General features: G+C 33.4%; 25 protein-coding genes. 20 read left to right on the top strand and 5 right to left on the bottom strand.

The window, feature by feature from the left end; all coding sequences use genetic code 11:
• Positions 1-30: 30 nt before the first annotated feature.
• Positions 31-642, bottom strand: a complete 612-nt coding sequence (locus FOF46_RS02245) for a fasciclin domain-containing protein (RefSeq protein ID WP_143915331.1) — start codon at positions 640-642, stop codon at positions 31-33.
• A gap of 311 nt (positions 643-953) precedes the next feature.
• Between FOF46_RS02245 and FOF46_RS02240 the strand changes: the two genes are divergently transcribed.
• Together FOF46_RS02240 and FOF46_RS02235 are read left to right on the top strand one after the other, a co-directional pair.
• On the top strand, positions 954-1,406 hold the full coding sequence (locus tag FOF46_RS02240) for a carboxymuconolactone decarboxylase family protein (protein ID WP_109435202.1): 453 nt from the start codon (positions 954-956) through the stop codon (positions 1,404-1,406).
• 17 nt (positions 1,407-1,423) lie between these two features.
• Positions 1,424-1,858 carry a DoxX family protein gene (locus FOF46_RS02235; RefSeq protein ID WP_143915330.1) on the top strand — a complete coding sequence of 145 codons (435 nt, stop codon included), beginning with the start codon at positions 1,424-1,426 and terminating at the stop codon, positions 1,856-1,858.
• A 150-nt stretch (positions 1,859-2,008) separates the two neighbouring features.
• Here the strand turns inward: FOF46_RS02235 and obgE are convergent, their stop codons facing one another.
• Together obgE and FOF46_RS02225 are read right to left on the bottom strand one after the other, a co-directional pair.
• Positions 2,009-3,007: a GTPase ObgE gene (gene obgE / locus FOF46_RS02230; protein WP_143915329.1), complete on the bottom strand. Its 999-nt coding sequence runs from the start codon at positions 3,005-3,007 to the stop codon at positions 2,009-2,011.
• A 100-nt stretch (positions 3,008-3,107) separates the two neighbouring features.
• Entirely contained in the window at positions 3,108-4,214 is a 1,107-nt protein-coding gene (locus FOF46_RS02225; RefSeq protein ID WP_109435205.1) for an adenylate kinase, read from the bottom strand.
• Positions 4,215-4,380: 166 nt separating this feature from the next.
• Between FOF46_RS02225 and FOF46_RS02220 the strand changes: the two genes are divergently transcribed.
• The 3 genes from FOF46_RS02220 to FOF46_RS02210 all read left to right on the top strand — a co-directional run bounded on the left by FOF46_RS02220 (position 4,381) and on the right by FOF46_RS02210 (position 8,712).
• Positions 4,381-5,541, top strand: coding sequence for a 5-(carboxyamino)imidazole ribonucleotide synthase (locus tag FOF46_RS02220; protein ID WP_109435206.1), 1,161 nt, complete (start codon positions 4,381-4,383; stop codon positions 5,539-5,541).
• Between the two features lie 88 nt (positions 5,542-5,629).
• Entirely contained in the window at positions 5,630-6,115 is a 486-nt protein-coding gene (purE, locus tag FOF46_RS02215) for a 5-(carboxyamino)imidazole ribonucleotide mutase (RefSeq protein WP_109435207.1), read from the top strand.
• A 575-nt stretch (positions 6,116-6,690) separates the two neighbouring features.
• The gene (locus FOF46_RS02210; protein ID WP_143915328.1) at positions 6,691-8,712 is read left to right on the top strand and encodes a M3 family metallopeptidase; all 2,022 of its coding nucleotides are present in this window, start codon (positions 6,691-6,693) and stop codon (positions 8,710-8,712) included.
• Between the two features lie 72 nt (positions 8,713-8,784).
• Here FOF46_RS02210 and FOF46_RS02205 read toward each other — a convergent pair whose 3' ends face one another.
• A complete protein-coding gene (locus FOF46_RS02205; RefSeq protein WP_143915327.1) occupies positions 8,785-10,953 on the bottom strand; it encodes a M20/M25/M40 family metallo-hydrolase in 2,169 nt (722 codons plus the stop codon).
• Between the two features lie 172 nt (positions 10,954-11,125).
• On the opposite strand from FOF46_RS02205, the gene FOF46_RS02200 reads away from it, so the two are divergent.
• The 10 genes from FOF46_RS02200 to FOF46_RS02155 all read left to right on the top strand — a co-directional run bounded on the left by FOF46_RS02200 (position 11,126) and on the right by FOF46_RS02155 (position 16,524).
• Positions 11,126-11,629 carry a GbsR/MarR family transcriptional regulator gene (locus FOF46_RS02200; protein ID WP_109435210.1) on the top strand — a complete coding sequence of 168 codons (504 nt, stop codon included), beginning with the start codon at positions 11,126-11,128 and terminating at the stop codon, positions 11,627-11,629.
• Positions 11,630-11,718: 89 nt separating this feature from the next.
• The gene (locus FOF46_RS02195; RefSeq protein ID WP_143915326.1) at positions 11,719-12,162 is read left to right on the top strand and encodes a hypothetical protein; all 444 of its coding nucleotides are present in this window, start codon (positions 11,719-11,721) and stop codon (positions 12,160-12,162) included.
• A gap of 4 nt (positions 12,163-12,166) precedes the next feature.
• Complete coding sequence (locus FOF46_RS02190; protein ID WP_109435212.1) at positions 12,167-12,517, top strand: hypothetical protein; 351 nt, start codon at positions 12,167-12,169, stop codon at positions 12,515-12,517.
• Positions 12,518-12,528: 11 nt separating this feature from the next.
• Positions 12,529-12,942, top strand: coding sequence for a hypothetical protein (locus FOF46_RS02185; protein ID WP_109435213.1), 414 nt, complete (start codon positions 12,529-12,531; stop codon positions 12,940-12,942).
• 54 nt (positions 12,943-12,996) lie between these two features.
• Entirely contained in the window at positions 12,997-13,878 is an 882-nt protein-coding gene (locus FOF46_RS02180) for a methyltransferase domain-containing protein (protein ID WP_143915325.1), read from the top strand.
• 13 nt (positions 13,879-13,891) lie between these two features.
• A complete protein-coding gene (locus FOF46_RS02175) occupies positions 13,892-14,800 on the top strand; it encodes a TIGR01777 family oxidoreductase (protein WP_143915324.1) in 909 nt (302 codons plus the stop codon).
• 8 nt (positions 14,801-14,808) lie between these two features.
• Positions 14,809-15,267, top strand: coding sequence for an SRPBCC family protein (locus FOF46_RS02170; protein WP_143915323.1), 459 nt, complete (start codon positions 14,809-14,811; stop codon positions 15,265-15,267).
• 128 nt (positions 15,268-15,395) lie between these two features.
• Positions 15,396-15,950 (top strand): sigma-70 family RNA polymerase sigma factor, encoded by a 555-nt coding sequence (locus tag FOF46_RS02165; RefSeq protein WP_109435217.1) that lies wholly within the window; start codon positions 15,396-15,398, stop codon positions 15,948-15,950.
• Between the two features lie 6 nt (positions 15,951-15,956).
• Positions 15,957-16,211 (top strand): hypothetical protein, encoded by a 255-nt coding sequence (locus FOF46_RS02160; RefSeq protein ID WP_109435218.1) that lies wholly within the window; start codon positions 15,957-15,959, stop codon positions 16,209-16,211.
• Positions 16,212-16,269: 58 nt separating this feature from the next.
• Positions 16,270-16,524, top strand: coding sequence for a hypothetical protein (locus FOF46_RS02155; RefSeq protein ID WP_109435219.1), 255 nt, complete (start codon positions 16,270-16,272; stop codon positions 16,522-16,524).
• Here FOF46_RS02155 and FOF46_RS02150 read toward each other — a convergent pair.
• Positions 16,513-17,343, bottom strand: a complete 831-nt coding sequence (locus FOF46_RS02150) for a UbiA prenyltransferase family protein (protein ID WP_143915322.1) — start codon at positions 17,341-17,343, stop codon at positions 16,513-16,515. The genes FOF46_RS02155 and FOF46_RS02150 overlap by 12 nt on opposite strands.
• A 137-nt stretch (positions 17,344-17,480) precedes the next feature.
• Between FOF46_RS02150 and gcvP the strand changes: the two genes are divergently transcribed.
• The 5 genes from gcvP to FOF46_RS02125 all read left to right on the top strand — a co-directional run bounded on the left by gcvP (position 17,481) and on the right by FOF46_RS02125 (position 23,451).
• Positions 17,481-20,339: an aminomethyl-transferring glycine dehydrogenase gene (gene gcvP, locus FOF46_RS02145; RefSeq protein WP_109435221.1), complete on the top strand. Its 2,859-nt coding sequence runs from the start codon at positions 17,481-17,483 to the stop codon at positions 20,337-20,339.
• A gap of 70 nt (positions 20,340-20,409) precedes the next feature.
• Positions 20,410-20,775: a group III truncated hemoglobin gene (locus tag FOF46_RS02140; RefSeq protein WP_143915321.1), complete on the top strand. Its 366-nt coding sequence runs from the start codon at positions 20,410-20,412 to the stop codon at positions 20,773-20,775.
• Between the two features lie 117 nt (positions 20,776-20,892).
• A complete protein-coding gene (locus tag FOF46_RS02135) occupies positions 20,893-21,951 on the top strand; it encodes a 3-oxoacyl-ACP synthase III family protein (protein ID WP_109435223.1) in 1,059 nt (352 codons plus the stop codon).
• An 84-nt stretch (positions 21,952-22,035) separates the two neighbouring features.
• Positions 22,036-22,566: a methyltransferase gene (locus tag FOF46_RS02130; protein WP_109435224.1), complete on the top strand. Its 531-nt coding sequence runs from the start codon at positions 22,036-22,038 to the stop codon at positions 22,564-22,566.
• A 36-nt stretch (positions 22,567-22,602) separates the two neighbouring features.
• Positions 22,603-23,451 carry a glycosyltransferase family 2 protein gene (locus FOF46_RS02125; protein ID WP_143915320.1) on the top strand — a complete coding sequence of 283 codons (849 nt, stop codon included), beginning with the start codon at positions 22,603-22,605 and terminating at the stop codon, positions 23,449-23,451.
• The last annotated feature ends 59 nt before the right edge of the window (positions 23,452-23,510 follow it).

Here is a 23,510-nt window from a genome sequence, read left to right as displayed (position 1 = left end):
TTTTTATTTCACTAAACTGACGGGTATTTGCTATTCTTTAGGCATCATGATTGCATCTACCGTATGAATAAATCCATTAGAAGCCTCAACATTAGTAGTGATTAATCTTCCTCCATTACCACTTTTATCTATTAGGTATACCGTGCCTCCTTTTAAAGAAGCAGTAATACGAGATCCTTCAAGAGTTTTTAAAGGAATACTTCCTCCTCCTTCCTGTACCGCTTTAACAATATCTTCTTTTGAAATTACACTAGGGATGATATGATACTTTAATATTGTTGCTAATCGTTCTTTATTTTCTGGTTTCAACAATTTCTCTGCTGACTTAGGAGGCAATTTGTCAAACGCCATATTTATCGGTGCAAAGATTGTAAATCCTCCATCTTGTGTAAATGTTTCTGTAAGCTCAGCTGTTTTAATAGCTTCTGATAACGTAGAAAACCCTTTATCTACCGATGTAAATTCAATAATAGTAGGCAATGTTTCTTCTACCTCTCCTATTTCCTTTATCTCAGAGATTTTTTGGGCTATTAATTTCCCATTTTCATCTTTTGTTACTTTATATTTCTCAGACTCATTGCATGAAACGGTTAGCACTATTATAGATAAGGCAAAAAAAGGTAATATATTTCTAATTTTCATTATAAAGAGTTTTCAGTTTTAGAGTTTTCTAACGCGACAAGTATAATTTCCTTTGGTAATCTTTGGTTAAATAAATCTTAATAAAATCCTAAATCATTGCTTCTGTTTTTTTAAACCTAAAGGCATTTCGTATCATCATTATGCCATAAATATAGTTGAGATTGCTTAGTTACATATCTAAATTTATTATCTGTAGAGCTTCTTTTAGTATTCGTTTTTATTCTGTAGATATTTAAAATTTCTTAATCAAGATTAATTTTTTAGTCTTGTCATATCCCGAATTTTGTTTTAAATACATAAAATCATATATCATGAAAAAAGACAGAATTAATATTAATAAGGTTAGTCCAAAAGCTTATGAACCAATTTTTGCTTTACATCATAATTTAACAAAGAGTTCATTAACCAATTCAGAATTTCTTTTAATACAAATACGAGGCTCACAGATAAACGGATGTGCATATTGCGTACAAATGCATATCAAAGAAGCCATTGAAAAGGGTGAAAAACAGTATAGAATTCATGCATTACCATTTTGGGAAGAATCTCCATTTTTTACAGAACAAGAAGAAATTATTCTTGCAATGACAGAACAGGTAACTAACATTTCTCTATCAGGATTAAGTGATGAATTATATCAAAAAGCTATCACAACATTTGGAGAAGAAAAAGTCGCTGATATTATAATGGCCATTTGCTGCATCAACGTGTGGAACAGAATAGGCAGAGCTACTTTATTGACTCCTGAACCCTCTCAAAGTTAATTGTAAATATGTAGTACATGAAGATTATTTATATCAAACTCTTTATAAGAGTCAGTATTGCTATAGGGTTTTTATCTGCAGTGGCAGATCGTTTTGGAATGTGGCCAAAGGAAAAATCAGCCTGGGGTAATTGGAGCAGTTTTATCGAATACACCAAACTACTTAATCCATGGATTCCGGAAAATTTTATAAATTTTACTGGAGTTGTAGCAACTGCTGCTGAAATTGTATTAGCTATATTTCTGTTAATCGGTTTTAAAACCTCTCTATCCGGAAAATTAAGCGGTTTTTTGATTCTCATTTTTGGAGTAGCAATGACCATTACCACAGGGATTAAAGCTCCTTTGGACTACTCTGTATTCTCTGCAGCAGCAGCCGGTTTTGGATTAAGCTTGATCAACGAAAAGTATCTTGAAATCGATATGTTATTCGATAAAAAAAATAGTGATTAGAGTATTAAAGTTATTTCTAATAAAAAAGGCTGATTCTTTCTTTTCGCAAAGAATCAGCCTATGATATAATATTAAAAAAACTATTATTCTAAATTCTAAAATAAATATGACTCACTAACCATAAATAAGAACACTCAACTCATAACAAGATTAAGTATTTAACATTTGCCATAATTTATCCTTTAATTCCTGTAATCCTTGTTGAGCAACTGAAGAAATGAACAAGTAAGAAATATTAAGTTGTTCATCAAGTTCAGCTTTTAACTCTTCTTGTAACTCTTCATCAAGCATGTCACATTTAGAAACCACTAAAAGCCTTTCTTTATCTAATAAGTCGGGATTATAACGCTTTAATTCATCTAATAGAATTTCGTATTGTTTTTTGATGTCTGGAGCATCAGCAGGAACCAGAAACAATAAAGTAGAATTACGCTCAATGTGACGCAAAAAACGATGACCAATACCTTTTCCTTCTGCAGCTCCTTCAATAATACCCGGGATATCAGCCATAACAAAGGTTTGAAAATCACGATACTCTACAATACCCAAATTTGGTTTTAAGGTAGTAAACTCGTAATCCGCAATCTTAGGTTTCGCTGATGTGATTACCGACAACAATGTAGATTTCCCTGCATTAGGAAACCCTACCAAACCTACATCTGCCAATATCTTAAGTTCTAAGGTGATATTATGTTCCTGGCCTTCTATTCCTGGTTGAGCATAACGAGGAGTTTGATTTGTTGGGCTTTTAAAATGCCAGTTTCCTCGGCCTCCCATCCCTCCTTCAGCGGCTATGTATTCTTGGCCATTTACAGTAATTTCATGAATAACATTCTGGGTCTCGGTATCCCGTATTACGGTTCCTAGAGGTACATCCACATAAATATCTTCTCCATCAGCTCCTGTACTTCTACTTTTACTACCATGACCTCCATGCTCGGCTCTTAAGTGACGTTTAAATTTAAGATGATGTAATGTCCACATATTAGAATTACCACGTAAAATAATATGTCCTCCACGTCCTCCATCTCCACCATCAGGTCCTCCTTTGGTAATATACTTTTCACGGTGTAAGTGCACAGAACCTTTACCTCCGTTTCCGGAAGTCAAATGCAACTTTACATAATCTACAAAATTTCCTTCTGTCATAATTCTCTTTTCTCGTTTGTTCGGTATTTACAGTATATAGCCCGAAAAGGTAAAATTTAACTTTCCATCTATAGTAATTGTAGTTCTCTTAAACTCTGGACTACAAATTATCGATAGTTTCGCTTAAGCGAATAGTAATTTCATTTACGGCACCTACTCCATTAACTCCAAAATATTTATTTTCTTTCTGGTAGTAGTTTTTTAAAATTGCGGTCTCATCATAATATACTTTAATACGATTACGAATCACTCCTTCATCAGCATCATCTGGACGCCCTGATGTTTTTCCTCTTTCTAACAATCGTTGCACTAATACCTCATCATCGACTTCAAGGGCTACCATAGCACTCACTTCAGAACCTTTTGATGCTAATAATGACGCTAATGACTCTGCTTGAGCTTCAGTTCTGGGAAAGCCATCAAAAATAAAACCTTGAGCATCAGTATTTTTATCAACTTCGGCATTAAGCATATCAATAGTTACTTCATCTGGTACAAGTTGCCCTTTATCTATATAAGATTTGGCCAACGTACCTAGTTCTGTAGCATTTTTTATGTTATATCTAAAAACATCTCCGGTAGAAATATGCACCAGATTGTATTTCTCTTTTAAAACTTCTGCTTGTGTTCCTTTTCCTGCTCCTGGAGGGCCAAATAACACCAAATTTGTCATGTTTCTTGATTTTAGTTGATAAACTTCAGTGAGATTACGACCTAATCCATTATAATCTAATCCATATCCCACAATAAATTTGTTTGGGATTTCAATCCCTATATAATCTATAGTATTTTCTTTATGATAAGCCTCGGGTTTAAAAAACAAAGTAGCTATTTTAAGAGTAGCACAACCTTTATCTTTTAACAATGTAGTCAATACCTCTACCGTATTACCTGTATCTACAATATCTTCCAGAATGACAACCGTTCGACCTGACACATCTTCATTTAACCCAATTAATTCGTTAACTTGATGTGTAGTTTTGGTACCATCATAAGATGCCAGTTTTACAAAACTAATTTCGCAATTAGAATTAAATCGCTTCAAAACCTCTGAAGCAAACATAAAAGCACCATTCAACACTGCTATAAACAAAGGGTTTTGATCTTTTAAATCTTCGTTTAATCCTATAGCCACTTTATCTATTGCAACTGCAATTTCATCCTCGCTAATAAAGGGAACAAACTCTAAGTCGTGCAGTTTTATCATGCTTTTCTGTAATTACCCTTACTTATTTTTTGATTTAAAGGCGCAAAGATAGTAATTACAAATAAGACTTATAATAGTTTAGCTATTGCATTTACCTTACAATATTATGGTTATTCCTTTTGAAAAAATTATTTTTGTCATTTTAAAGCAAATTTGAAACCCTACAATGACAAATTTTTTCTCATCGAACTTTAAGCTAGGAATATTAGGAGGCGGTCAACTAGGCAAAATGATGTTATATGAAACTCGAAAGTATGACATTAGAACTCATGTTCTTGATCCCAATCTTGATGCCCCTTGCAAAATAGCGTGTGATCATTTTCAACAAGGTAATTTAATGGATTATGAAACCGTCTATAACTTTGGAAAAAAAGTAGACATCTTAACATTTGAAATTGAAACCGTAAACTTACAAGCTTTAGTTCAACTTGAAAAAGAAGGGAAGAAAGTATATCCCAGTGCTAAAACATTAGAAAAAATACAAAATAAAGGCAGGCAAAAACTTTTTTATCAGGAACATAAAATCCCTACAGCTGCTTTTACCAGGTTTTCTAATAAAGCCCATCTTACTGAAGGAATCACCAGCAATAAAATCAAACTTCCCTTTGTATGGAAAAGTACGCAAGGTGGATATGATGGCAAAGGAGTTACAGTGGTAAAATATGGCGCAGACCTGGTAAAGTTACCTGACACAGAATGTATTGCTGAAAGTCTAATTGATTTCAAAAATGAATTAGCAGTAATTGTTGTTCGTAATGTAAGTGGCGAAATTAAAACTTATCCTGTGGTAGAAATGGAATTTCATCCAGAAGCTAATCAAGTCGAATATGTAATATGTCCTGCTAGAATAGAAGAAAAAATTGCCAGAAAAGCTGTTGAAATTGCAGAAAAAGTATCTCAGGCATTTGAACACGTAGGTGTTTTAGCTGTAGAAATGTTTCAAACCCAAGACGACCAGATTCTTGTTAATGAAGTTGCTCCCAGACCTCACAATAGTGGGCATTACAGTATAGAAGCAAGTTATACAAATCAATTTGAACAACACATAAGAGCAATCCTGAATTTACCTCTTGGAGCCACTGAAAGTAAAGTAGCTGGTATTATGGTAAATTTGGTAGGTGCCGAAGGCTATACAGGCGATGTAGTATACCAAAACATAGAGGATATCATGAAAATGAAAGGGGTGACACCACATATTTATGGTAAGAAACAAACACGCCCTTTCAGAAAAATGGGGCACGTCACTATTGTTCATCAAGACATTGATAAAGCAAGAGAAATTGCCCAAAAAGTAAAAAATACAATCAAAGTGATTAGTAACACATAATAACTTTAGGGAAATCTATTTTATCTCTAAACATAAATTGGCTTATCAAAATTAAATAATAAAGACAACAACATTAATACATATCATAATGAGCAAGGTGGGAATTATAATGGGTAGTACAAGTGACATGCCTGTAATGGAAAAAGCTATAGAAATATTACAAGGTTTTGACATTGAAGTCGAAGTAGATATCGTTTCGGCACATCGTACCCCAGAAAAACTTTTTGACTACGGCAAAAATGCACATAACCGTGGTATTAAAGTTATTATTGCTGGTGCAGGTGGCGCAGCTCACCTTCCTGGTATGGTAGCATCATTATCTCCTTTACCTGTTATAGGTGTTCCCGTTAAATCACGTAACTCTATAGACGGTTGGGATTCTGTATTATCAATTTTACAAATGCCGGGTGGGGTTCCTGTTGCTACGGTAGCATTGGATGGAGCTCTAAATGCAGGTATCTTGGCTGCTCAGATCATAGGGACAGGTGACACTTGTGTTCTGGATAAGGTTTTAGTATATAAAGAAGGATTAAAACAGAAGGTAATCGAAGGAGCGAAGCAAATAAAGAAATAAAAAAAGAGCCACTTTTCAGTGGCTCTCTTGAATATCAGGTCTCACAAAAGAATATAACAATATTTATTAACCAACTTAAATATATTACACAAAAAAATTCATTGTAAGACCATTACTCTTAAAACCTACAACAAAGGTAAAACCTTACTTTAATTACACAATAAAAGTAGTCATAAAATTTATACAATTTTCGACGAATTGCATTTTTTGTCGACGAATTGCATTTTTTGTCGTTTTTAGAACACTTTTTTGATCGAAAAAACAGACACAATCATAAAATTTCTTTAAAAAAACCTCCTTTTTGGCTCAAAATAGAAAGAAAGAGCTGCAAAAATTGCAGCCCTTTCGATATATTTGGTCTTCGTATTAAAACAATTATTAATATTCATACCCCAAATAAAAATAACATTCCATTTTAATACTTGACCATACTAATAAACCTGATCAAATCTATTAGTATAAAAATTAGTTTGGTTTAAAATCGATATAACTAAGAGACGTTCTTCGACAAAAGGTCATTTTTTTCGATATAAGAACATAAATAATTAACAACAAAAGAAATTATCAATATAACAATGAAAAATCCATTATTAAACTCGTTTGATGCAGCGCCATTTTCAGAAGTAAAATCATCACACTTTTTACCAGCTATCAAAAACGGTATTAATATCGCAAAAAAAGAAGTTGATGCCATAGTTTCTAATACAGAAAAGCCATCTTTTTCCAATACTATAGAAGCCCTTGATTATTCTGGAGAATTATTAGATAGGGTTACCAGTGTGTTTTTTAACTTAAATAGTGCTGAAACAAATGAGGAAATTCAGAAAATAGCACAAGAAGCATCTCCTTTACTTTCTGAGTTTAGTAATGATATTGCACTTAACCTTGATTTATTTAAAAAAATTGAAGTTGTTTATCAACAGAAAGATATATTACAACTCACTCCCGAACAATCTAGATTACTTGAAAAGAGGTATAAATCATTTTCAAGAAATGGAGCCAATCTTCCTGATCAAAAGAAAGAAAAGCTTAGAGAAATTGATAAAGAACTTTCAACAATAAGTTTAAAGTTTGGTGAAAATATACTTGCTGAGACTAACAAATTTGAAATGCTACTCACTATTGAGTCTGATTTAGCTGGCTTGCCTGAAGGAGCTAAAGAAGCTGCTAAAGCAATGGCAGAAGCAAAAGGCAAAGATGGCTGGTTAGTGACTCTTGATTATCCCAGCTATATTCCTTTTATAACCTACGCCGATAATCGTGAACTACGCAAAAAACTAGCTCTTGCTTTTGGTGCAAAAGGATTCCACAATGATGAGCTTGATAATCAGGAAATTGTTTTAAAAATTGTCAAACTTAGACATGAGCGTGCTCAACTTCTTGGGTATTCTTCTCATGCAGAATATGTTCTGGAAGAAAGAATGGCAGAAACTCCTGATACTGTTTTTTCTTTTCTAAACGAAATTTTAGATAAAGCAAAACCAGCAGCAAAAAGAGAATTTAGTCAACTCGAATCATTTGCTAAAGATCTTGATGGAATTGATCAATTGCAAAAATGGGACGGCGCATATTATTCTGAAAAATTGAAACAAAAACTTTTTGATCTTGATGATGAAAAATTGAAACCATATTTCAAACTAGAAAATGTAATTGATGGTGTCTTTACAATAGCATCTAAATTATTTGGACTCCAATTTGAAGAAATCAATACTATAGATAAATATCACGAAGAAGTTAAGACCTATAACGTAACTGATCTAGAAGGCAATTTTATCGCATTATTTTACGCTGATTTTCATCCTAGACCCGGAAAACGAAATGGAGCATGGATGACTTCATATAAATCTCAAATGCGAAAAAATAATGAAAACATAAGACCACATGTTTCTATCGTTTGTAATTTTACAAAACCCACCCCAAGTAAACCTTCATTATTGACATTTAATGAAGTTACTACTTTATTTCATGAGTTTGGTCATGCATTACATGGTATGTTAGCCAATACAACATATCCGGGATTATCAGGAACTAGTGTATATTGGGATTTTGTAGAACTGCCGAGCCAGGTAATGGAAAATTGGTGCTACGAAAAGGAAGCTCTTGAAATATTCGCCAAACATTATGAAACAGGAGAAGTTATTCCTATGGAACTGGTACAAAAAATCAAAGAATCTGCCACTTTCATGGAAGGAATGACAACACTAAGGCAACTAAGTTTTGGATTATTAGATATGTCATGGCATGCCGGAGATCCAAGTGCTATTAAAAATGTTAAAGAGCATGAGAAAAAGATTTTTGCCGAAACTTCTTTATATCCTAATGTGTCAGGAAACTGTATGAGTACTGCTTTTTCACATATTTTTCAAGGCGGTTATTCTTCTGGGTATTATTCTTATAAATGGGCTGAAGTATTAGATGCTGATGCTTTTGAATATTTTAAAGAAAACGGAATCTTTAATACTGAAATTGCTGGCAAGTTTAAGGAACATGTATTATCAAAGGGAGGAACCGAAAACCCTATGACATTATACAAACGTTTTCGTGGACAGGATCCTAAACCTGAAGCACTTTTAAAACGTGCTGGTTTGATTAAATAAAATCTTATGTCATATCGAGCGTAGTTGAAAAAGTATATTTTACCTCAACTACGCTCCTTATGACTAGTTACATTATTTCTTTATCATTTGTTTAGTATAACTCTTTGCTCCATTAAAAAGTGTCAAAAAATAAATTCCTGAAGAAAACTTAGAGGTATTGATCTGAGTAATTTTGTTCTGAAGCTTCAACTCTTGTAAAATATTACCCTTAATATCCACAACAAGAATACTACCTGATTTCCATAAATCATTATTGACAGTAACCGTGACATATTCCCCATCTACCGGATTGGGAAAAAGCTCAAGTAATGCAGTATCACCTATAAGTTTTGTCGTTGTTGAACTTCTTGCAGATGGTCCACATTCACCAATACGATTCCAACCTGTATTGGTTCTTTCATATAAACTACCCTGATACGTTACTTGATCCCCAGGTTGATAGCTAACAGAGGAGTTATATGGAGCGACCCCGGCACAAATATCTGTATTCCCTCCTCCAGAGGTTTCAGACATCTTTATATCATCAATAACAATATCTCCTTGCCAACTATTACCAGTTAACGCATTAAACCTTAATTGTACTTCACCTCCAGTATATGCATCAAGATTAACTGTTGCTATATTCCAGTTGCTTCCTTGTGACCCTGATTTACTAAAAATACTTGTCCATGTAGTCCCGCTATCAGTACTAGCTTCTACAGATAAACTTCCTACTGCACTACCTAGCATATGATATTGAAAACTTAGCGTAGCTGTTGATAGTCCCGAGAAATCAAAACATGGAGAAGTAAGTATTGCTCTCTTATTAGGAAATCCTGTTCCATTTCCTGAAGCTTCTACATAAATATATGAAGTCCCTTCTATCGCACTGCTTGGTCCTGTTCCATTAGAAGGAGTTCCATTTGAATCTATAGTCCAATTTAAGTTATCTGAAGTTGATTGTGACCAGGCTCCAATAGTACCTTCGAATCCTTGTTGATATGGAAATGCAGTAATATTAGATGTACATTGGCTACCTCCCCCACCTCCTGTGGTTACTCCATTAGATATTTCGATCAGGTATTCTAAAGCTAACTTTGCAAATTTAGCCGCATGTGTTGCATTAGGTGTGGGAGATCTATCAAACGTATCTCGTGTTGTATGGATATTTGGATTACTCTCGTTAAATGTCGCTTCAAATGGAAAAGTTACATCGTACCCTTGCTGTGCCCAACTATAATGATCAGAACAGCCATAATTACATTGTGATGTACCATAAGTAATTTTATGAGTTCCTGAAGCATTATAATAATTCATTAACTGGATAAGAAAATCATTCAAGGTATCATCATTATATGAATCTGTAGAAACATATACATCATTGGTCGAGCCTTTATAATTAGTCATATCTAATTGCATATAACTTACTACATTTACATTTCGACTTTTATAATCTTCTGCAATTTCTTTGGATCCTCTAAGTCCCACTTCTTCTGCTGCAAAAGCCATAAATTCTACAGTGCGTTTAGGCTTAAAGTCCATTGCAAATAATACTCTGGCTGCCTCTGTAATAGTTGATATCCCAGAAGCATTATCATCAGCTCCCGGAGCATTTGAATTATTATTATTTCTTGTTGTAGAATCAATATGCCCTCCAATGATGACAAATTCACCTGGCTCCTCCGTTCCGGTTATTGTCATTATAACAGATGGCATTGCTGTACTATTATGGTTTACAATGCGTACAGAAACATCGCTTCTTCCTTGCGCGAGACCTTCCCATTTTGTTTTTAAATCCAAAACAGCCTGACGAGCACTATTTGTTGTATGATACCGTGTACCATAATTCTCCAGCTCCTGAATCTGATTAGCAATATTAACATTATTCACCAAATCAAGACTTTGCCGTACCAAAGCATCTTGTGTAATAGAAAAATTGGTGCTCATCTTCTGAACCTCTCTTTTATTAATGTTTTGGATAGATTGAAGTGCAGCCTTTTCTGAGGTCTCATAAATAAACCCGGGACCATGAACTAATACTTTGTGATGTAATTCTTCTGCAGCATTAGGACTAAGCATTACTGCACTATATCCATTAGCAGAATCAATGATTTTAATGTCCTCTGGATGATTAATTTTGAGCCCTTGGGCATCTTTGGTTTGCATTGTAGCAAAAAACATGTTGCTTGCCTCTTGACCAAAACTATGCATCATAAAAAAGCATAGCAAAAGTGTTGAAATAATTCGATTAAATTTTTTCATTATTATATGAGTTTGTGTTAGACTTATAACTTACACAAAATCAACCTTTAACAAAAATGGTATCCCCGCAAAATAATAACTGTATACACTTAAGCTTAAGTGAATTTTCATTATAAACATAAATATCTTTCAATATTTTTTGAAAGTTTAGAATTTTTTATATATTTGTACTATGAATTATGATGAAGCAAAAAACAAATTTATCTCTACTTGGGGATCTCTAGGATCTTTATGGGGAATTAATAAAGCCATGGCACAAATACACGCCTTATTATTAGTTTCACCAGAACCGATGTCCATGGAAGATATCATGGAAGAATTAAAGATTTCCAGAGGGAATACAAGCATGAATTTACGCCAATTAATGGATTGGGGAATTGTTTTCAAAGAAAACAAAATGGGAGAACGAAAAGAATATTTCACTTCTGAGAAGGATGTACAAGAGTTGGCAAGACAAATTGCTAAAGAAAGAAGTAGAAGAGAATTAAAACCAACCATCAAGATTTTAAAAGATGTTTCGAATATTGATGAAGATGGCACCGCCAAAACAAAAGAATTAATAAAGCAAACCAAAGCATTGCACGAAATGGCAGACACCCTTGACATTATGATGAATAAGGTGGTTGGTCAGGATCATAATTGGATTACAAAAGCATTGGTAAAATTAATTAAATAAAAATAATATTCTAAAGTAAGAAGGAGGAGACTCCTTTTTATTTTCAATTATACTTTCAGTTTTTTCTGAAACTTTAAAATAATCGAAATATGAAATTCAATATCCCAATCTGGTTAATAGTCATAGGAGGAATCGGCCAAATATTTACCGCATTAATCTACCCTTATATCAGGCATAGAGTGTTTGATTGGTATAATGATGTAAAACAACTAAAGCCCCTTAATCAAGAAATAGCAAAAACTTACGGAAGATACATACAGGGGCTTAATTTTTCCTTTGGATTAATTGCAATTCTGATCCCATCATACTTAAAAGAACAATCACCCCTTGCAATTGCTTTAACGGGATTAATAGCAGCGTACTGGGTTGGAAAAGTAGCTACTCAAATAGCTTATTATCCCATGTATGAAATCCCGAAAAAGCAAATATTTAAAATTGGCGGATACTTTATGAATGGTCTATTTATTCTTTTTACCCTGGTATACAGCTTATTAACTATTCACAATTGTATTGGTTTTTTTAATCACAATTAAAACTATGAACCTAAACTTAATCGCATATAGTATTTATTTACTCATAACTTTAATCATTATTATTAAAGTGGGTTCTATCTGTCATCGTAATGGAAATATTTTTATTTCTAATCTTATTCCCGATGATATAGAATATGGTATACGAATCAACAATTTACTTTTAACGGGGTATTATCTATTAAATATTGGATACGCAGTAGTTACTTTATCCAATTGGTCAACTATACTCAATCTACCTCAAATGCTAGAAATTATATCATATCATACCGCCATCATTATATGTGCTTTGGCTTCATTACATTATTTCAATCTGTTTTGGATTACAAAATTTATTAAAACTAGTAAAAAACTATAAATACAACACTTATGGAAACTTCTAAGATTTTTATCGGATATATGATTTATCTACCTATTACAATCATTCTAACCTATTTCGTTTCAAAAACACTATTCAAAAACGGAAAAACATTTATGATTGATATTTTTAAAGGTAAAGAAGATATTGCTTTGGCTACAAATCGATTATTTGAGGTTGGTTTTTATCTCTTAAACATTGGCTGGGCTCTACTAATCCTTAAAATTAATGCCTATCAATTTCAGAATACCTACCAAAACCTAGTCGAGGTTTTAAGCTCTAAAATAGGAGGTTTCTCCATTTATTTGGGCATCATGTTATTCCTTAATCTCTTTTTATTTTTCAGAGGAAGAAAAAAAGCAAATAAAAGAATGGCAATGTCATCTCAGGTATCCAGGCCTCAAGGTCCAGAAGTTCGATTATAAATTAATTAGTTCTAATCAAAGAGTATTTTTTTCACTCTGTTAAATAGCAATGTTATGAGTACACTTACCATATTACATAAACTAAAACTCAAAAGATCCGCTACCAAAGAAAAAATAATCAGGTTTTATGATGAAGCAACCGAGGATTATGAATTCTGGAGTAAAGATTTCAATATGCATTTTGGGTATTATATCCCGTTTAAAACCAGTATTTTCAAAAGAGATACTATGCTAAACGAGATGAATGGGCAGGTATTTGATCGTTTACAAGTTTCAAAACAAAACGCACTAATTGCTGACCTGGGTTGCGGAATCGGTGGGGCTATGCGATATGCACTTAGAAAATATCCTCTACTACGTATCATTGGTGTAACAGTATCTCCTTTTCAGGTTAGTGAGGGAAACAAAAGATTACAGAATATGAACGGATTGATTCTTGAAGAAAACTATACGCGTACATCTTTTAAAACTAATAGCGTAAATGGTGCTTATGCTATAGAGAGCTTTTGTCATTCTGGACATAGTGCAGCAGCTTTCAAAGAAGCATATCGAATATTAAAACCAGGTGCTAAACTCGTTATTGCAGATGCATTCTTAAAAAAAGATGAAGAAGACTTATGTGTCGGAAGCAACTATTGTTATGAACAACTTTGTAAAGGATGGAGTCTAGAAGGCTTAGGAAGTATGGATAAAATAAAGCTTACTTTAGAACAGATTGGTTTCAAGAATATAGTTATAGAAGATGTTTCTGCAAGAGTAGCTCCCTCTGTACTTCATGTACCTTTTGCTATCACTGGTTTTATGTTCAAAAAACTTTTTAGAAAAGAATCATTAAAACCACAAAGCTGGAAAAACCTTAAAGGGTCTTTATTCGCATTACTCTCTGGCTTGCACATGAGAAGTTTTGGGTATTACCTAATCACTGCAGAAAAATAAAATTAGAAAAGAAATGAAAAAAATAGTAATCGCAGCTGGAACAGGTTTCCTTGGAGAAGTACTGGTAAGGTATTTTAAATCAAAAGCAGAAACCATTATAATTTTAACCCGTGGAAAAAGTAACACAGAAAATAATATTCGATTTGTGCATTGGGATGCCAAAACTATTGGAGACTGGGCAATAACACTAGAAAATGCTGATGTTCTTATTAATATGACTGGCAAATCAGTAGATTGTAGATACACTCAAAAAAATAAAGACCTCATTCTAAACTCGAGAGTAGCATCAACCGCTATCTTAGGAGAAGCTGTCAATAAGTGTAAAAACCCACCTAAAACTTGGTTAAATTCGTCTACGGCTACCATCTATCGACATTCTTTGGATAAAGAAATGAATGAAACCGACGGAGAAATTGGTAGTGGATTCTCTGTTGATGTCGCTACATCATGGGAAAAAACTTTTTTTAATCAACAAACTCTTAAGACCAGAAAAATTGCACTACGAACCTCTATTGTTTTAGGTAAAAAAGGAGGAGCTTTCCCCCCAATTCTAAGATTGACAAAAATCGGTTTAGGAGGAAAACAAGGTCCTGGGGATCAAAAACTGAGCTGGATACACGAAGTAGACTTTGCAAGAAGTGTAGAGTTTATAATAAACAATTCACATATTAAAGATGTAATCAATATTGTAGCTCCCAAACCATCAACTAACTTGGTCTTCATGAATACACTTAATAAAATTGTAAAAAACCCTATCGCAATTCCGATCCCAAAACCAATACTAGAACTGGGAGCCCGAATTATAAGGACAGATACAGAACTTATACTCAAAAGTAGAAATGTAATTCCTTCAAAACTTATAGATAATGGTTTTCAGTTTTTATATCCAGATCTCGAACTCGCTTTAATTTCTCTTACATAATACTATTTATGACAACAATACACCTTACTACTAAAATAAATGCTCCTATTGAAAAAGTGTTTGACTTGGCAAGAAGTATAGATTTTCATGTAGAATCTGCCAGCAAAACAAAAGAAAAAGCAATTTCTGGAAGAATTTCTGGATTAATAGAATTAAATGAAACCGTTACATGGAAAGGCAAACATTTTGGTTTCTATCTTAAACATCAAAGTTTAATCACAGCCTATAACTACCCCAATCACTTTACAGACCAAATGGTTAATGGGCATTTTAAAAGTTTTAGGCATCAGCATATTTTTAATACAACCTCATCAGGCACAAAGATGATTGACATAATAGAATATAAAGTCCCTTTAGGTTTTCTGGGAAGAATTCTAAACAGTATTGCCATAAAAAATCATCTTACAAAATTCTTATTATCGCGTAATAGATCAATAAAATTACACTTAGAACGTAAGGAAATCTAAAAAATAAGACTAAGATCTTTATTTAGTATAGATTAAATAAATATTCGTATAGAGTATTCTTTCGGTAAAGCATTTATAAGATTCAACTTTTTATCCTATTTTTGGTGATCATAACAATAGAAAAGACCATGTCAACAAACACCATAGACCCCAACACATGGGTGGATAAGTACAGTGATTATCTGTTTAACTATACCATTGTCAGAGTTGATGATAAAGAAATCGCACAAGATCTAGTGCAAGAAACGTTCTTTGCCGGGCTTAAATCCATGAAAAATTTCAAAGGAGAAGCTAGTGAACGTACTTGGCTGATTTCCATCCTGAAAAGAAAAATCATTGATCATTACAGAAAAATTAATAGTAATAAAGGTAAAGCAGAGGTAAGAATTAATTATAGCACTGATTCTGAAACTGAAGGTGATTGGTTAGAAGAGAGAGTTGCTGATCCTTTTGACGGTAATGCAGAAAGCGAAATAGAAAATGATGAATTGGGTTTAGCAATACATAACTGTATGGAAAAACTACCCGAAAAACAATCCATTATTTTTAAAATGAAAACAATACAAGGTTTCGATACAGAAGCTATTTGTAATGAATTTGATATTACTGCGTCTAACCTATGGGTTATCATTCATAGAGCCCGTACGGCAATGGCCGAATGTTTAGAAAAAAATTGGTTTTAATAAAAAATGAGTAAAGAAAAGGGAATTTTAGTCAGTTGCTCAGAAGCAAATCACTTCTGTGATAAGAATCAGTATAAAGAGGCTACTTTTTGGGAAAAAGTAAAACTTAATATACACTTGATATATTGTAGAGCATGCAGAAAATATACTGCAAAAAACATGAAATTAACAAAATTAGTAAAAGATCCAAAAGTCATCAGTATTAATCGATCAGAAAAAGAATCGATGAAAGAAAGACTAAAACAAAAAATGTCTGAATAACATAAGACATATACATAAATATAATACCCCAAAATAAAAGAATTACGATAATAGTATAATGGAAAAAACTACTAGACTATTTGTATCCTGTGAAGAAGCGAAGTATATCTGTGATAAAAACCAGTATGGTGAAGCTACATTCATAGAACTTATCAAACTTAATATTAGGTTGATGTATTGTAAAATGACGAGAGCATATTCAAAGAGGAATGGAAAGCTTACTAAGGCAATGGATAAATCTAATATTCAGTCAATACCTTCTACTGACAAGGAAGTTATGAAACAAAAACTACAGGAACAATTAACCAAATAAATTCTGTAGAAGGATTACTATACCCAACCACATAATAGGAACACTTTCTACCCAAAAAGAACAATAATATTCTGATTGTTTTTTCTCTGTTCCCCATAAAAACAATAAACTAATTGTAGTTACTAAGATTGTACTTAAAATCTCTACAGAGGGAAGCAATCCTCCCTTTGTAGCCGTTAGCAACAAAAAAACGACTAGTAATATACTCCCAAAAACTTTTGTTCTTGTTATTCCGATTTTCTGTGGTACCGTTTCCAAAGTGGCCTCGTCATATTGAAGATCTCTTATTTCAAAAGGTAACATCATTACTATGATAAAAAGAAAACGCTGTACCATCTCTATCCAAAAATCCAAATTAAAACTCCCTTTTGCAAAAACTACAGGAATCATAACAGTAGTACCCGCCCAAATTAAACCAATAATGAAAATTTTCACCCCCGCAACATTCCTCAAGTTTTTCTTATTTGGAAAAACAGGTACAATATAAAGCACTGTAAGTGCAATAAGTGGGATCATATACAAAAGAATTTCGATAGAAAATTTAAATGCCAGATATGTGAATAACAAACTACTCAGAATCGTTAATACACGAATCCCCTTCATTGATTTTGTTAATCTTTTGTGATACAATTTGGATGCATTAGAATATTTCACAAAATTATAAGCAGTAACAGACCCAAAAAAGCTAAAGAAAAGAAACATGTATGCACTCGAAATACCATATTTCATTAAAGTAATCTGAACCAAAGAAACACTTGCTAAAGCAACATGTATACTACCATGGATGTAAAATCTAAATATACTTTTTAAGGTTTTCACGTTATAAATTTAGGGGTATGTGTTAATAACACCCCGAAATTGGTTAAAAACTTGATACCTTATGGTTAATTTATTGTGAAATTTTTATGGTTTAAATATGTATTTTTGCGGTCTTAATCTCAACTGTTTTTTTCGCTATGAAAACTGACTCTTTTAAACTGCGCCATATTGGTCCATCAGAAAAGGATTTAGGCAATATGTTAAATACAATAAAGGTTGATTCTATGGATCAACTTATCTATGAAACTGTTCCTGATGATATTCTTCTAAAAAACCCACTCAATCTTGCTTCTGCTATGAGTGAACAAGAATATTCCGCACATATGCAAAAGCTTTCTGCAAAAAATAAAGTCTTTAAAACATATATAGGCTTAGGATATCATGAAGCATGTTTACCTGCAGTTATTCAACGTAATATCCTTGAGAATCCAGGGTGGTATACAGCTTATACTCCATATCAAGCAGAAATTGCTCAAGGTAGATTAGAAGCATTGTTAAATTATCAAACCATGATCTGTGATCTTACCGGTATGGAATTGGCTAATGCATCATTACTAGATGAGAGTACGGCAGCAGCAGAAGCCATGACAATGTTATTTGCAGTTCGCTCTAGAGCACAGAAAAAAAATGAGGTTAATAAATTTTTTGTTTCCGAAGAAATACTTCCTCAAACACTTTCTTTATTAAAGACAAGAGCAATTCCTTTAGGTATAGAATTAGTAATAGGTGATCATCAACACTTTGATTTCTCTACTGATTTCTATGGTGCTATTGTGCAATATCCGGGTAAATCTGGACAAGTCTATGATTATGCCGATTTTGTGCAAAAAGCACATCAATCTGAAATTAAAGTAGCGGTTGCTGCAGATATTTTAAGTTTAGTAATGCTCAAATCACCAGGAAGTTTTGATGCTGATGTTGTAGTAGGGACTACACAACGTTTTGGAATTCCTTTAGGATATGGTGGACCACACGCTGGATTCTTTGCTACAAGAGAAGCATTTAAAAGAAATATCCCCGGTAGAATCATTGGAGTTACACAGGACTTAAATGGAAATCGAGCGTTGCGAATGGCATTACAGACCAGAGAACAACATATCAAACGAGATAAAGCTACCTCAAACATTTGTACAGCTCAAGTACTACTTGCTGTTATGGCTGGAATGTATGGAGTATATCATGGTCCAGAAGGGTTGACCTATATTGCTTCAAAAGTTAATGCAACTGTCAATACTTTAGCTAAATCTCTAGAAAATTTAGGATTTGAACAACTTAACGCAACATATTTTGATACTATACGTATAAAAGCAGATGCTAACGTAGTTAGAAAAGCTGCCGAAACCCTTGAAGTTAATTTTTTCTATCCAGACGCAAATACAGTCTCTATCTCTCTTAATGAGGCTACGACGATTGAAGATGTAAATACAATTATCAAAATTTTTGCACAAGTAACTAATAGTAAGACTATTGATAAGATAGAACAAATAGAAGATATAAATTCTATTGATCAAAACTTAAAACGTAATACCGAATTCTTAACAAACGAAGTATTTAACGCTTATCATTCTGAAACAGAATTGATGCGTTATATCAAAAAACTAGAACGTAAAGATCTTTCTTTAAATCATTCTATGATTCCGTTAGGTTCTTGTACCATGAAACTCAACGCTGCCTCAGAAATGTTGCCACTCAGTGATCCACAATGGGGTAACATTCATCCTTTTGCTCCTATAAATCAAGCTATTGGATATCAAGAGGTATTAAATAAACTTGAGGATCAACTTACAGAGATTACTGGTTTTGCAGCTACATCTTTGCAGCCTAACTCTGGTGCACAAGGAGAGTTTGCTGGTTTAATGGTCATTCGTGCTTATCATGAATCGAGAGGTGATCATCATCGTAACATATGCTTAATTCCTTCTTCTGCACATGGAACTAACCCTGCATCAGCCGTAATGGCGGGAATGAAAGTAATTGTTACCAAAGCTACCGAAGAAGGAAATATTGATGTAGAGGATCTTAGAGAAAAAGCCTTAAAACATAAGGATAACCTTGCTGCTTTAATGGTAACTTATCCTTCAACTCATGGTGTATATGAGTCAGCAATCAAAGAGATTACTAAAATTATCCATGATAATGGCGGTCAAGTATATATGGACGGAGCTAATATGAATGCCCAGGTTGGTTTAACCAACCCCGGGGCTATTGGAGCCGATGTATGTCATCTTAATTTACATAAAACATTTGCAATACCTCACGGTGGAGGTGGCCCCGGAGTTGGACCAATTTGCGTTGCCAAACAACTAGCTCCTTTTTTACCGGGTAATCCAATTATTAGTACTGGAGGAGATCAGGCCATTACTGCAATTTCTGCAGCTCCCTGGGGATCTGCATTGGCATGTTTAATATCTTATGGATACATAACCATGCTTGGAGCTGGAGGGTTAAAGCAAGCTACAGAATATGCAATCCTAAACGCAAATTATATAAAAGAAAGACTAGATGGCCATTATAGTGTGCTCTATGTAGGCGAAAAAGGAAGAGCTGCTCATGAAATGATTATTGATTGCAGGCCTTTTAAAGCCAATGGTATCGAAGTAACAGACATAGCAAAACGCCTTATGGATTATGGTTTTCATGCCCCAACAGTTTCTTTTCCTGTTGCAGGAACTATGATGATAGAGCCCACCGAAAGTGAAAGTAAGTCAGAATTAGATCGTTTTTGTGACGCAATGATCTCAATTCGTCAGGAAATAGCAGAGATCACTACAGATAACACAAATAATGTTATGAAGAATGCTCCTCATACGTTGGCAATGTTAACTGATGATAATTGGGATTTCCCATATTCAAGAGAGCAAGCAGCATATCCATTATCGTATATAGCAGAAAATAAATTTTGGCCATCCGTAAGACGTGTAGATGATGCCTATGGAGACAGAAACCTAATTTGCACCTGTACTCCTATTGAAGAATATATGGAAGCCGAAGCTTAACATTTAAGCTATACAAATTATAAAAGAGGCAACTATATAGTTGCCTCTTTTTGATTAAACTCAAAATTCTATGAAAGATATTACATCACGAAAGGATATCATATTTCTAATGGAAACATTTTACAAGGAAGCATTTGCTGATCCTATGATAGGTATTTACTTTACCGAAATCGCAAAAATCAATCTTAAAGAACATATTCCGCAGATTACAGATTTTTGGGAACAACAATTATTTAGAACAGGAGGATATAAAAAAAATGTAATCCGGATTCATAAAAACTTAGACAATCAAAAAAAAATTAAAAAAGTTCATTTTGATACTTGGTTATCCCTATTTCGTAACACAGTAGATATTAATTTCGAAGGAGAAAAAGCAGAACTTATAAAAACAAGAGCGCTATCTATTGCCACAGTTATGCAACTGAAAATTGAGTAATTTATATTTATTTCTGACTTCAAAAGTAAGTTTGGGCGTTGTAAAAAATATTATGCACGCATAATAAAGTAATCCCATATGTTTACCTTACCTTGTACAACATACAATTTGGGAACGATGAATATCAAAATAACGGGCACGGGAAGCTATATCCCTAGTGAAATTGAGAAAAATGAGGATTTTGTTAATCATCAGTTTTTTAATAATGACGGCGTTCAAATCGAACATGACACTACTACAGTCATAGACAAATTCAAAAAAATCACTGGTATTGAAGAGCGTAGATATGCCTCTGCTCAACAAAATACTTCTGATTTAGCATTTCTTTCTGCCGAAAAAGCTATTGGTAATTCTGGAATTAACCCAGAAACGCTTGATTATATTATTGTAGCCCATAACTTTGGAGACGTAACCAAAAATTCTGCACAAGGCGATGCCGTACCTAGTCTCGCCGCAAGAGTAAAACACAAATTAAAAATAAAAAACCCATATTGTGTTGCCTATGATGTCCTTTTTGGTTGTCCTGGGTGGATAGAAGGTGTTATACAAGCCCGATCATACATTAAAAGTGGTATGGCAAAAAAATGTCTTATCATTGGAGCAGAAACTTTATCTCGAGTTATCGATAAACATGATCGTGATTCTATGATCTATTCTGATGGATCAGGTGCTGTAATATTAGAAGACACAAAAGAATCGGGAGGGATCATATCTTCCGTTAGTGCTTCTTACACCTTTGAAGAAAGTAATTTTTTGTTCTTTGGAAAAACATATAACAACACTTCTTCAGACCATAATAAATATATCAAGATGCATGGAAGAAAAATATATGAATTTGCCTTAAACCATGTTCCTAATGCAATGAAAGCATGTCTTGACAAGACAGGTTTTAATATCTTTGATGTCAAAAAAATACTTATCCATCAAGCAAATGAAAAGATGGACGAGGCCATTGTAAAAAGGTTTTATAGCCTTTACGAACAAAAAGTCCCTGATCATATTATGCCTATGAGTATCCAAAAATTAGGAAATAGTAGTGTTGCTACAATTCCAACACTATATGACCTGATTCTAAAGGGGAAAATAAAAAATCAATCTATTCTCAAAGGAGATATCTTATTATTCGCCAGTGTTGGAGCCGGTATGAACATTAATGCTTTCCTATATCAATTTTAATCCATTGATAAAATTCTTTTAGATCTATCTCGGTAATCTATGTAATTGTCTATTTTTACAATCATAATTATTGACCTAATTATTATGTACGAAGGAACTTTTCCTCACAAACGATATCAAAAAACATTAGAATTTTTAAGAGACAATGTCCCTGCTCCCGCTACTATTTTAGATTTAGGAGTTCGAAATCCTTTTGTGGACTTCATGGAAAAGGAAGGCTATACGGTTTCAAACACTTCTGGTGAAGATTTAGACATTGACACCAAAGCTGTCCAGACTGATACCGTTGAAGTCTTAACGGCCTTTGAAATTTTTGAACATCTTATCGCCCCATTTAACGTCTTAAGAGATTGTAAAGCAGATAAGCTTGTAGCCTCCATTCCCTTAAAATTATGGTTCTCCCCTGCCTATCGAAGTAAGACCGACCCTTGGGATCGACATTATCATGAATTTGAAGACTGGCAATTTGATTGGCTTCTTGAAAAAGCCGGGTGGAAGATCATAGCCAGAGATAAATGGACACATCCTATTAAAAAAATTGGATTTCGCCCACTTTTACGATTTTTTACACCAAGGTATTATATTGTATACGCAGAAAGAATCAAAAGTAATTAGTATGCTTCTTCTATAAATTTAAATTTATACTATTTCTTGAAAACATATATTGTCATACCAGCGCATAACGAAGAACAATTCATTGCTAAAACTATTGAGTCTTTGGTATCACAATCTGTCTTACCTCAAAAAATAGTTATCGTTAATGACAACTCCACAGATACTACGGTAGATATCGTAAATAAATTTATTGATCAATACGATTTCATAAGTTTAATCGATACCAATTCTTCAGAAGAACATATGCCAGGCAGTAAAGTAATCAATGCTTTTTATCAAGGCTATAGAACACTTGACACTGATTATGATATCATTTGTAAATTTGATGCTGACTTGATTTTCCCTTCAAATTATATAGAACAAATCATAGAACTTTTTAAAAAAGATAGTAGCATAGGAATTGCAGGAGGATTTTGTTACGTCCAAAAAAATCAGGAATGGAAATTAGAAAACTTAACTAACAAAGATCATATTCGGGGAGCATTAAAAGCATATCGAAAAGCATGTTTTAAAGACATTAATGGTCTTAGACCCGCAATGGGATGGGATACCGTAGACGAATTATTAGCTCAATACCATAATTGGAAAATTAAAACAGATGCATCACTACATGTAAAACATCTAAAGCCTACCGGTAACACATATAACTCAAAATCAAAATATAAACAAGGAGAAGCTTTTTACCGTATGCGATATGGTCTTTTGATTACTTTAATAGCTTCTGTCAAATTAGCGTTACGGAAAGGACAACCCAAACTCATCAAAGATTATTTGGCAGGATATTTTAAAGCTAAAAAGAAAAAGCAAACATTTCTCGTTTCACCAATTGAAGGAAAGTTTATTAGGAATCTGCGCTGGAAAAAGATGAAAAAAAAATTGATCTAGCATTATTTAAATCTTAAAGTATAGCTAACGCTTTGAAATTGACATTGTAAAATTCTTAT

Origin of the sequence: Aquimarina algiphila, assembly GCF_007489275.1 — a bacterium.
GTDB lineage: Bacteria > Bacteroidota > Bacteroidia > Flavobacteriales > Flavobacteriaceae > Aquimarina > Aquimarina algiphila.
This window is presented reverse-complemented; position numbering and strand designations above follow the sequence as displayed.

Bases quoted from the DNA above. Each gene is read 5' to 3' on its own strand.
- gcvP (WP_109435221.1), top strand. From the start codon at position 17,481: ATGAAAACTGACTCTTTTAAACTGCGCCATATTGGTCCATCAGAAAAG.
- FOF46_RS02170 (WP_143915323.1), top strand. From the start codon at position 14,809: ATGACAACAATACACCTTACTACTAAAATAAATGCTCCTATTGAAAAA.
- FOF46_RS02180 (WP_143915325.1), top strand. From the start codon at position 12,997: ATGAGTACACTTACCATATTACATAAACTAAAACTCAAAAGATCCGCT.
- FOF46_RS02235 (WP_143915330.1), top strand. From the start codon at position 1,424: ATGAAGATTATTTATATCAAACTCTTTATAAGAGTCAGTATTGCTATA.
- obgE (WP_143915329.1), bottom strand. From the start codon at position 3,007: ATGACAGAAGGAAATTTTGTAGATTATGTAAAGTTGCATTTGACTTCC.
- FOF46_RS02200 (WP_109435210.1), top strand. From the start codon at position 11,126: ATGAATTATGATGAAGCAAAAAACAAATTTATCTCTACTTGGGGATCT.
- FOF46_RS02225 (WP_109435205.1), bottom strand. From the start codon at position 4,214: ATGATAAAACTGCACGACTTAGAGTTTGTTCCCTTTATTAGCGAGGAT.
- FOF46_RS02135 (WP_109435223.1), top strand. From the start codon at position 20,893: ATGAATATCAAAATAACGGGCACGGGAAGCTATATCCCTAGTGAAATT.
- FOF46_RS02240 (WP_109435202.1), top strand. From the start codon at position 954: ATGAAAAAAGACAGAATTAATATTAATAAGGTTAGTCCAAAAGCTTAT.
- FOF46_RS02220 (WP_109435206.1), top strand. From the start codon at position 4,381: ATGACAAATTTTTTCTCATCGAACTTTAAGCTAGGAATATTAGGAGGC.
- FOF46_RS02245 (WP_143915331.1), bottom strand. From the start codon at position 642: ATGAAAATTAGAAATATATTACCTTTTTTTGCCTTATCTATAATAGTG.
- FOF46_RS02185 (WP_109435213.1), top strand. From the start codon at position 12,529: ATGGAAACTTCTAAGATTTTTATCGGATATATGATTTATCTACCTATT.
- purE (WP_109435207.1), top strand. From the start codon at position 5,630: ATGAGCAAGGTGGGAATTATAATGGGTAGTACAAGTGACATGCCTGTA.
- FOF46_RS02160 (WP_109435218.1), top strand. From the start codon at position 15,957: ATGAGTAAAGAAAAGGGAATTTTAGTCAGTTGCTCAGAAGCAAATCAC.
- FOF46_RS02190 (WP_109435212.1), top strand. From the start codon at position 12,167: ATGAACCTAAACTTAATCGCATATAGTATTTATTTACTCATAACTTTA.
- FOF46_RS02210 (WP_143915328.1), top strand. From the start codon at position 6,691: ATGAAAAATCCATTATTAAACTCGTTTGATGCAGCGCCATTTTCAGAA.
- FOF46_RS02205 (WP_143915327.1), bottom strand. From the start codon at position 10,953: ATGAAAAAATTTAATCGAATTATTTCAACACTTTTGCTATGCTTTTTT.
- FOF46_RS02165 (WP_109435217.1), top strand. From the start codon at position 15,396: ATGTCAACAAACACCATAGACCCCAACACATGGGTGGATAAGTACAGT.
- FOF46_RS02155 (WP_109435219.1), top strand. From the start codon at position 16,270: ATGGAAAAAACTACTAGACTATTTGTATCCTGTGAAGAAGCGAAGTAT.
- FOF46_RS02175 (WP_143915324.1), top strand. From the start codon at position 13,892: ATGAAAAAAATAGTAATCGCAGCTGGAACAGGTTTCCTTGGAGAAGTA.
- FOF46_RS02130 (WP_109435224.1), top strand. From the start codon at position 22,036: ATGTACGAAGGAACTTTTCCTCACAAACGATATCAAAAAACATTAGAA.
- FOF46_RS02140 (WP_143915321.1), top strand. From the start codon at position 20,410: ATGAAAGATATTACATCACGAAAGGATATCATATTTCTAATGGAAACA.
- FOF46_RS02195 (WP_143915326.1), top strand. From the start codon at position 11,719: ATGAAATTCAATATCCCAATCTGGTTAATAGTCATAGGAGGAATCGGC.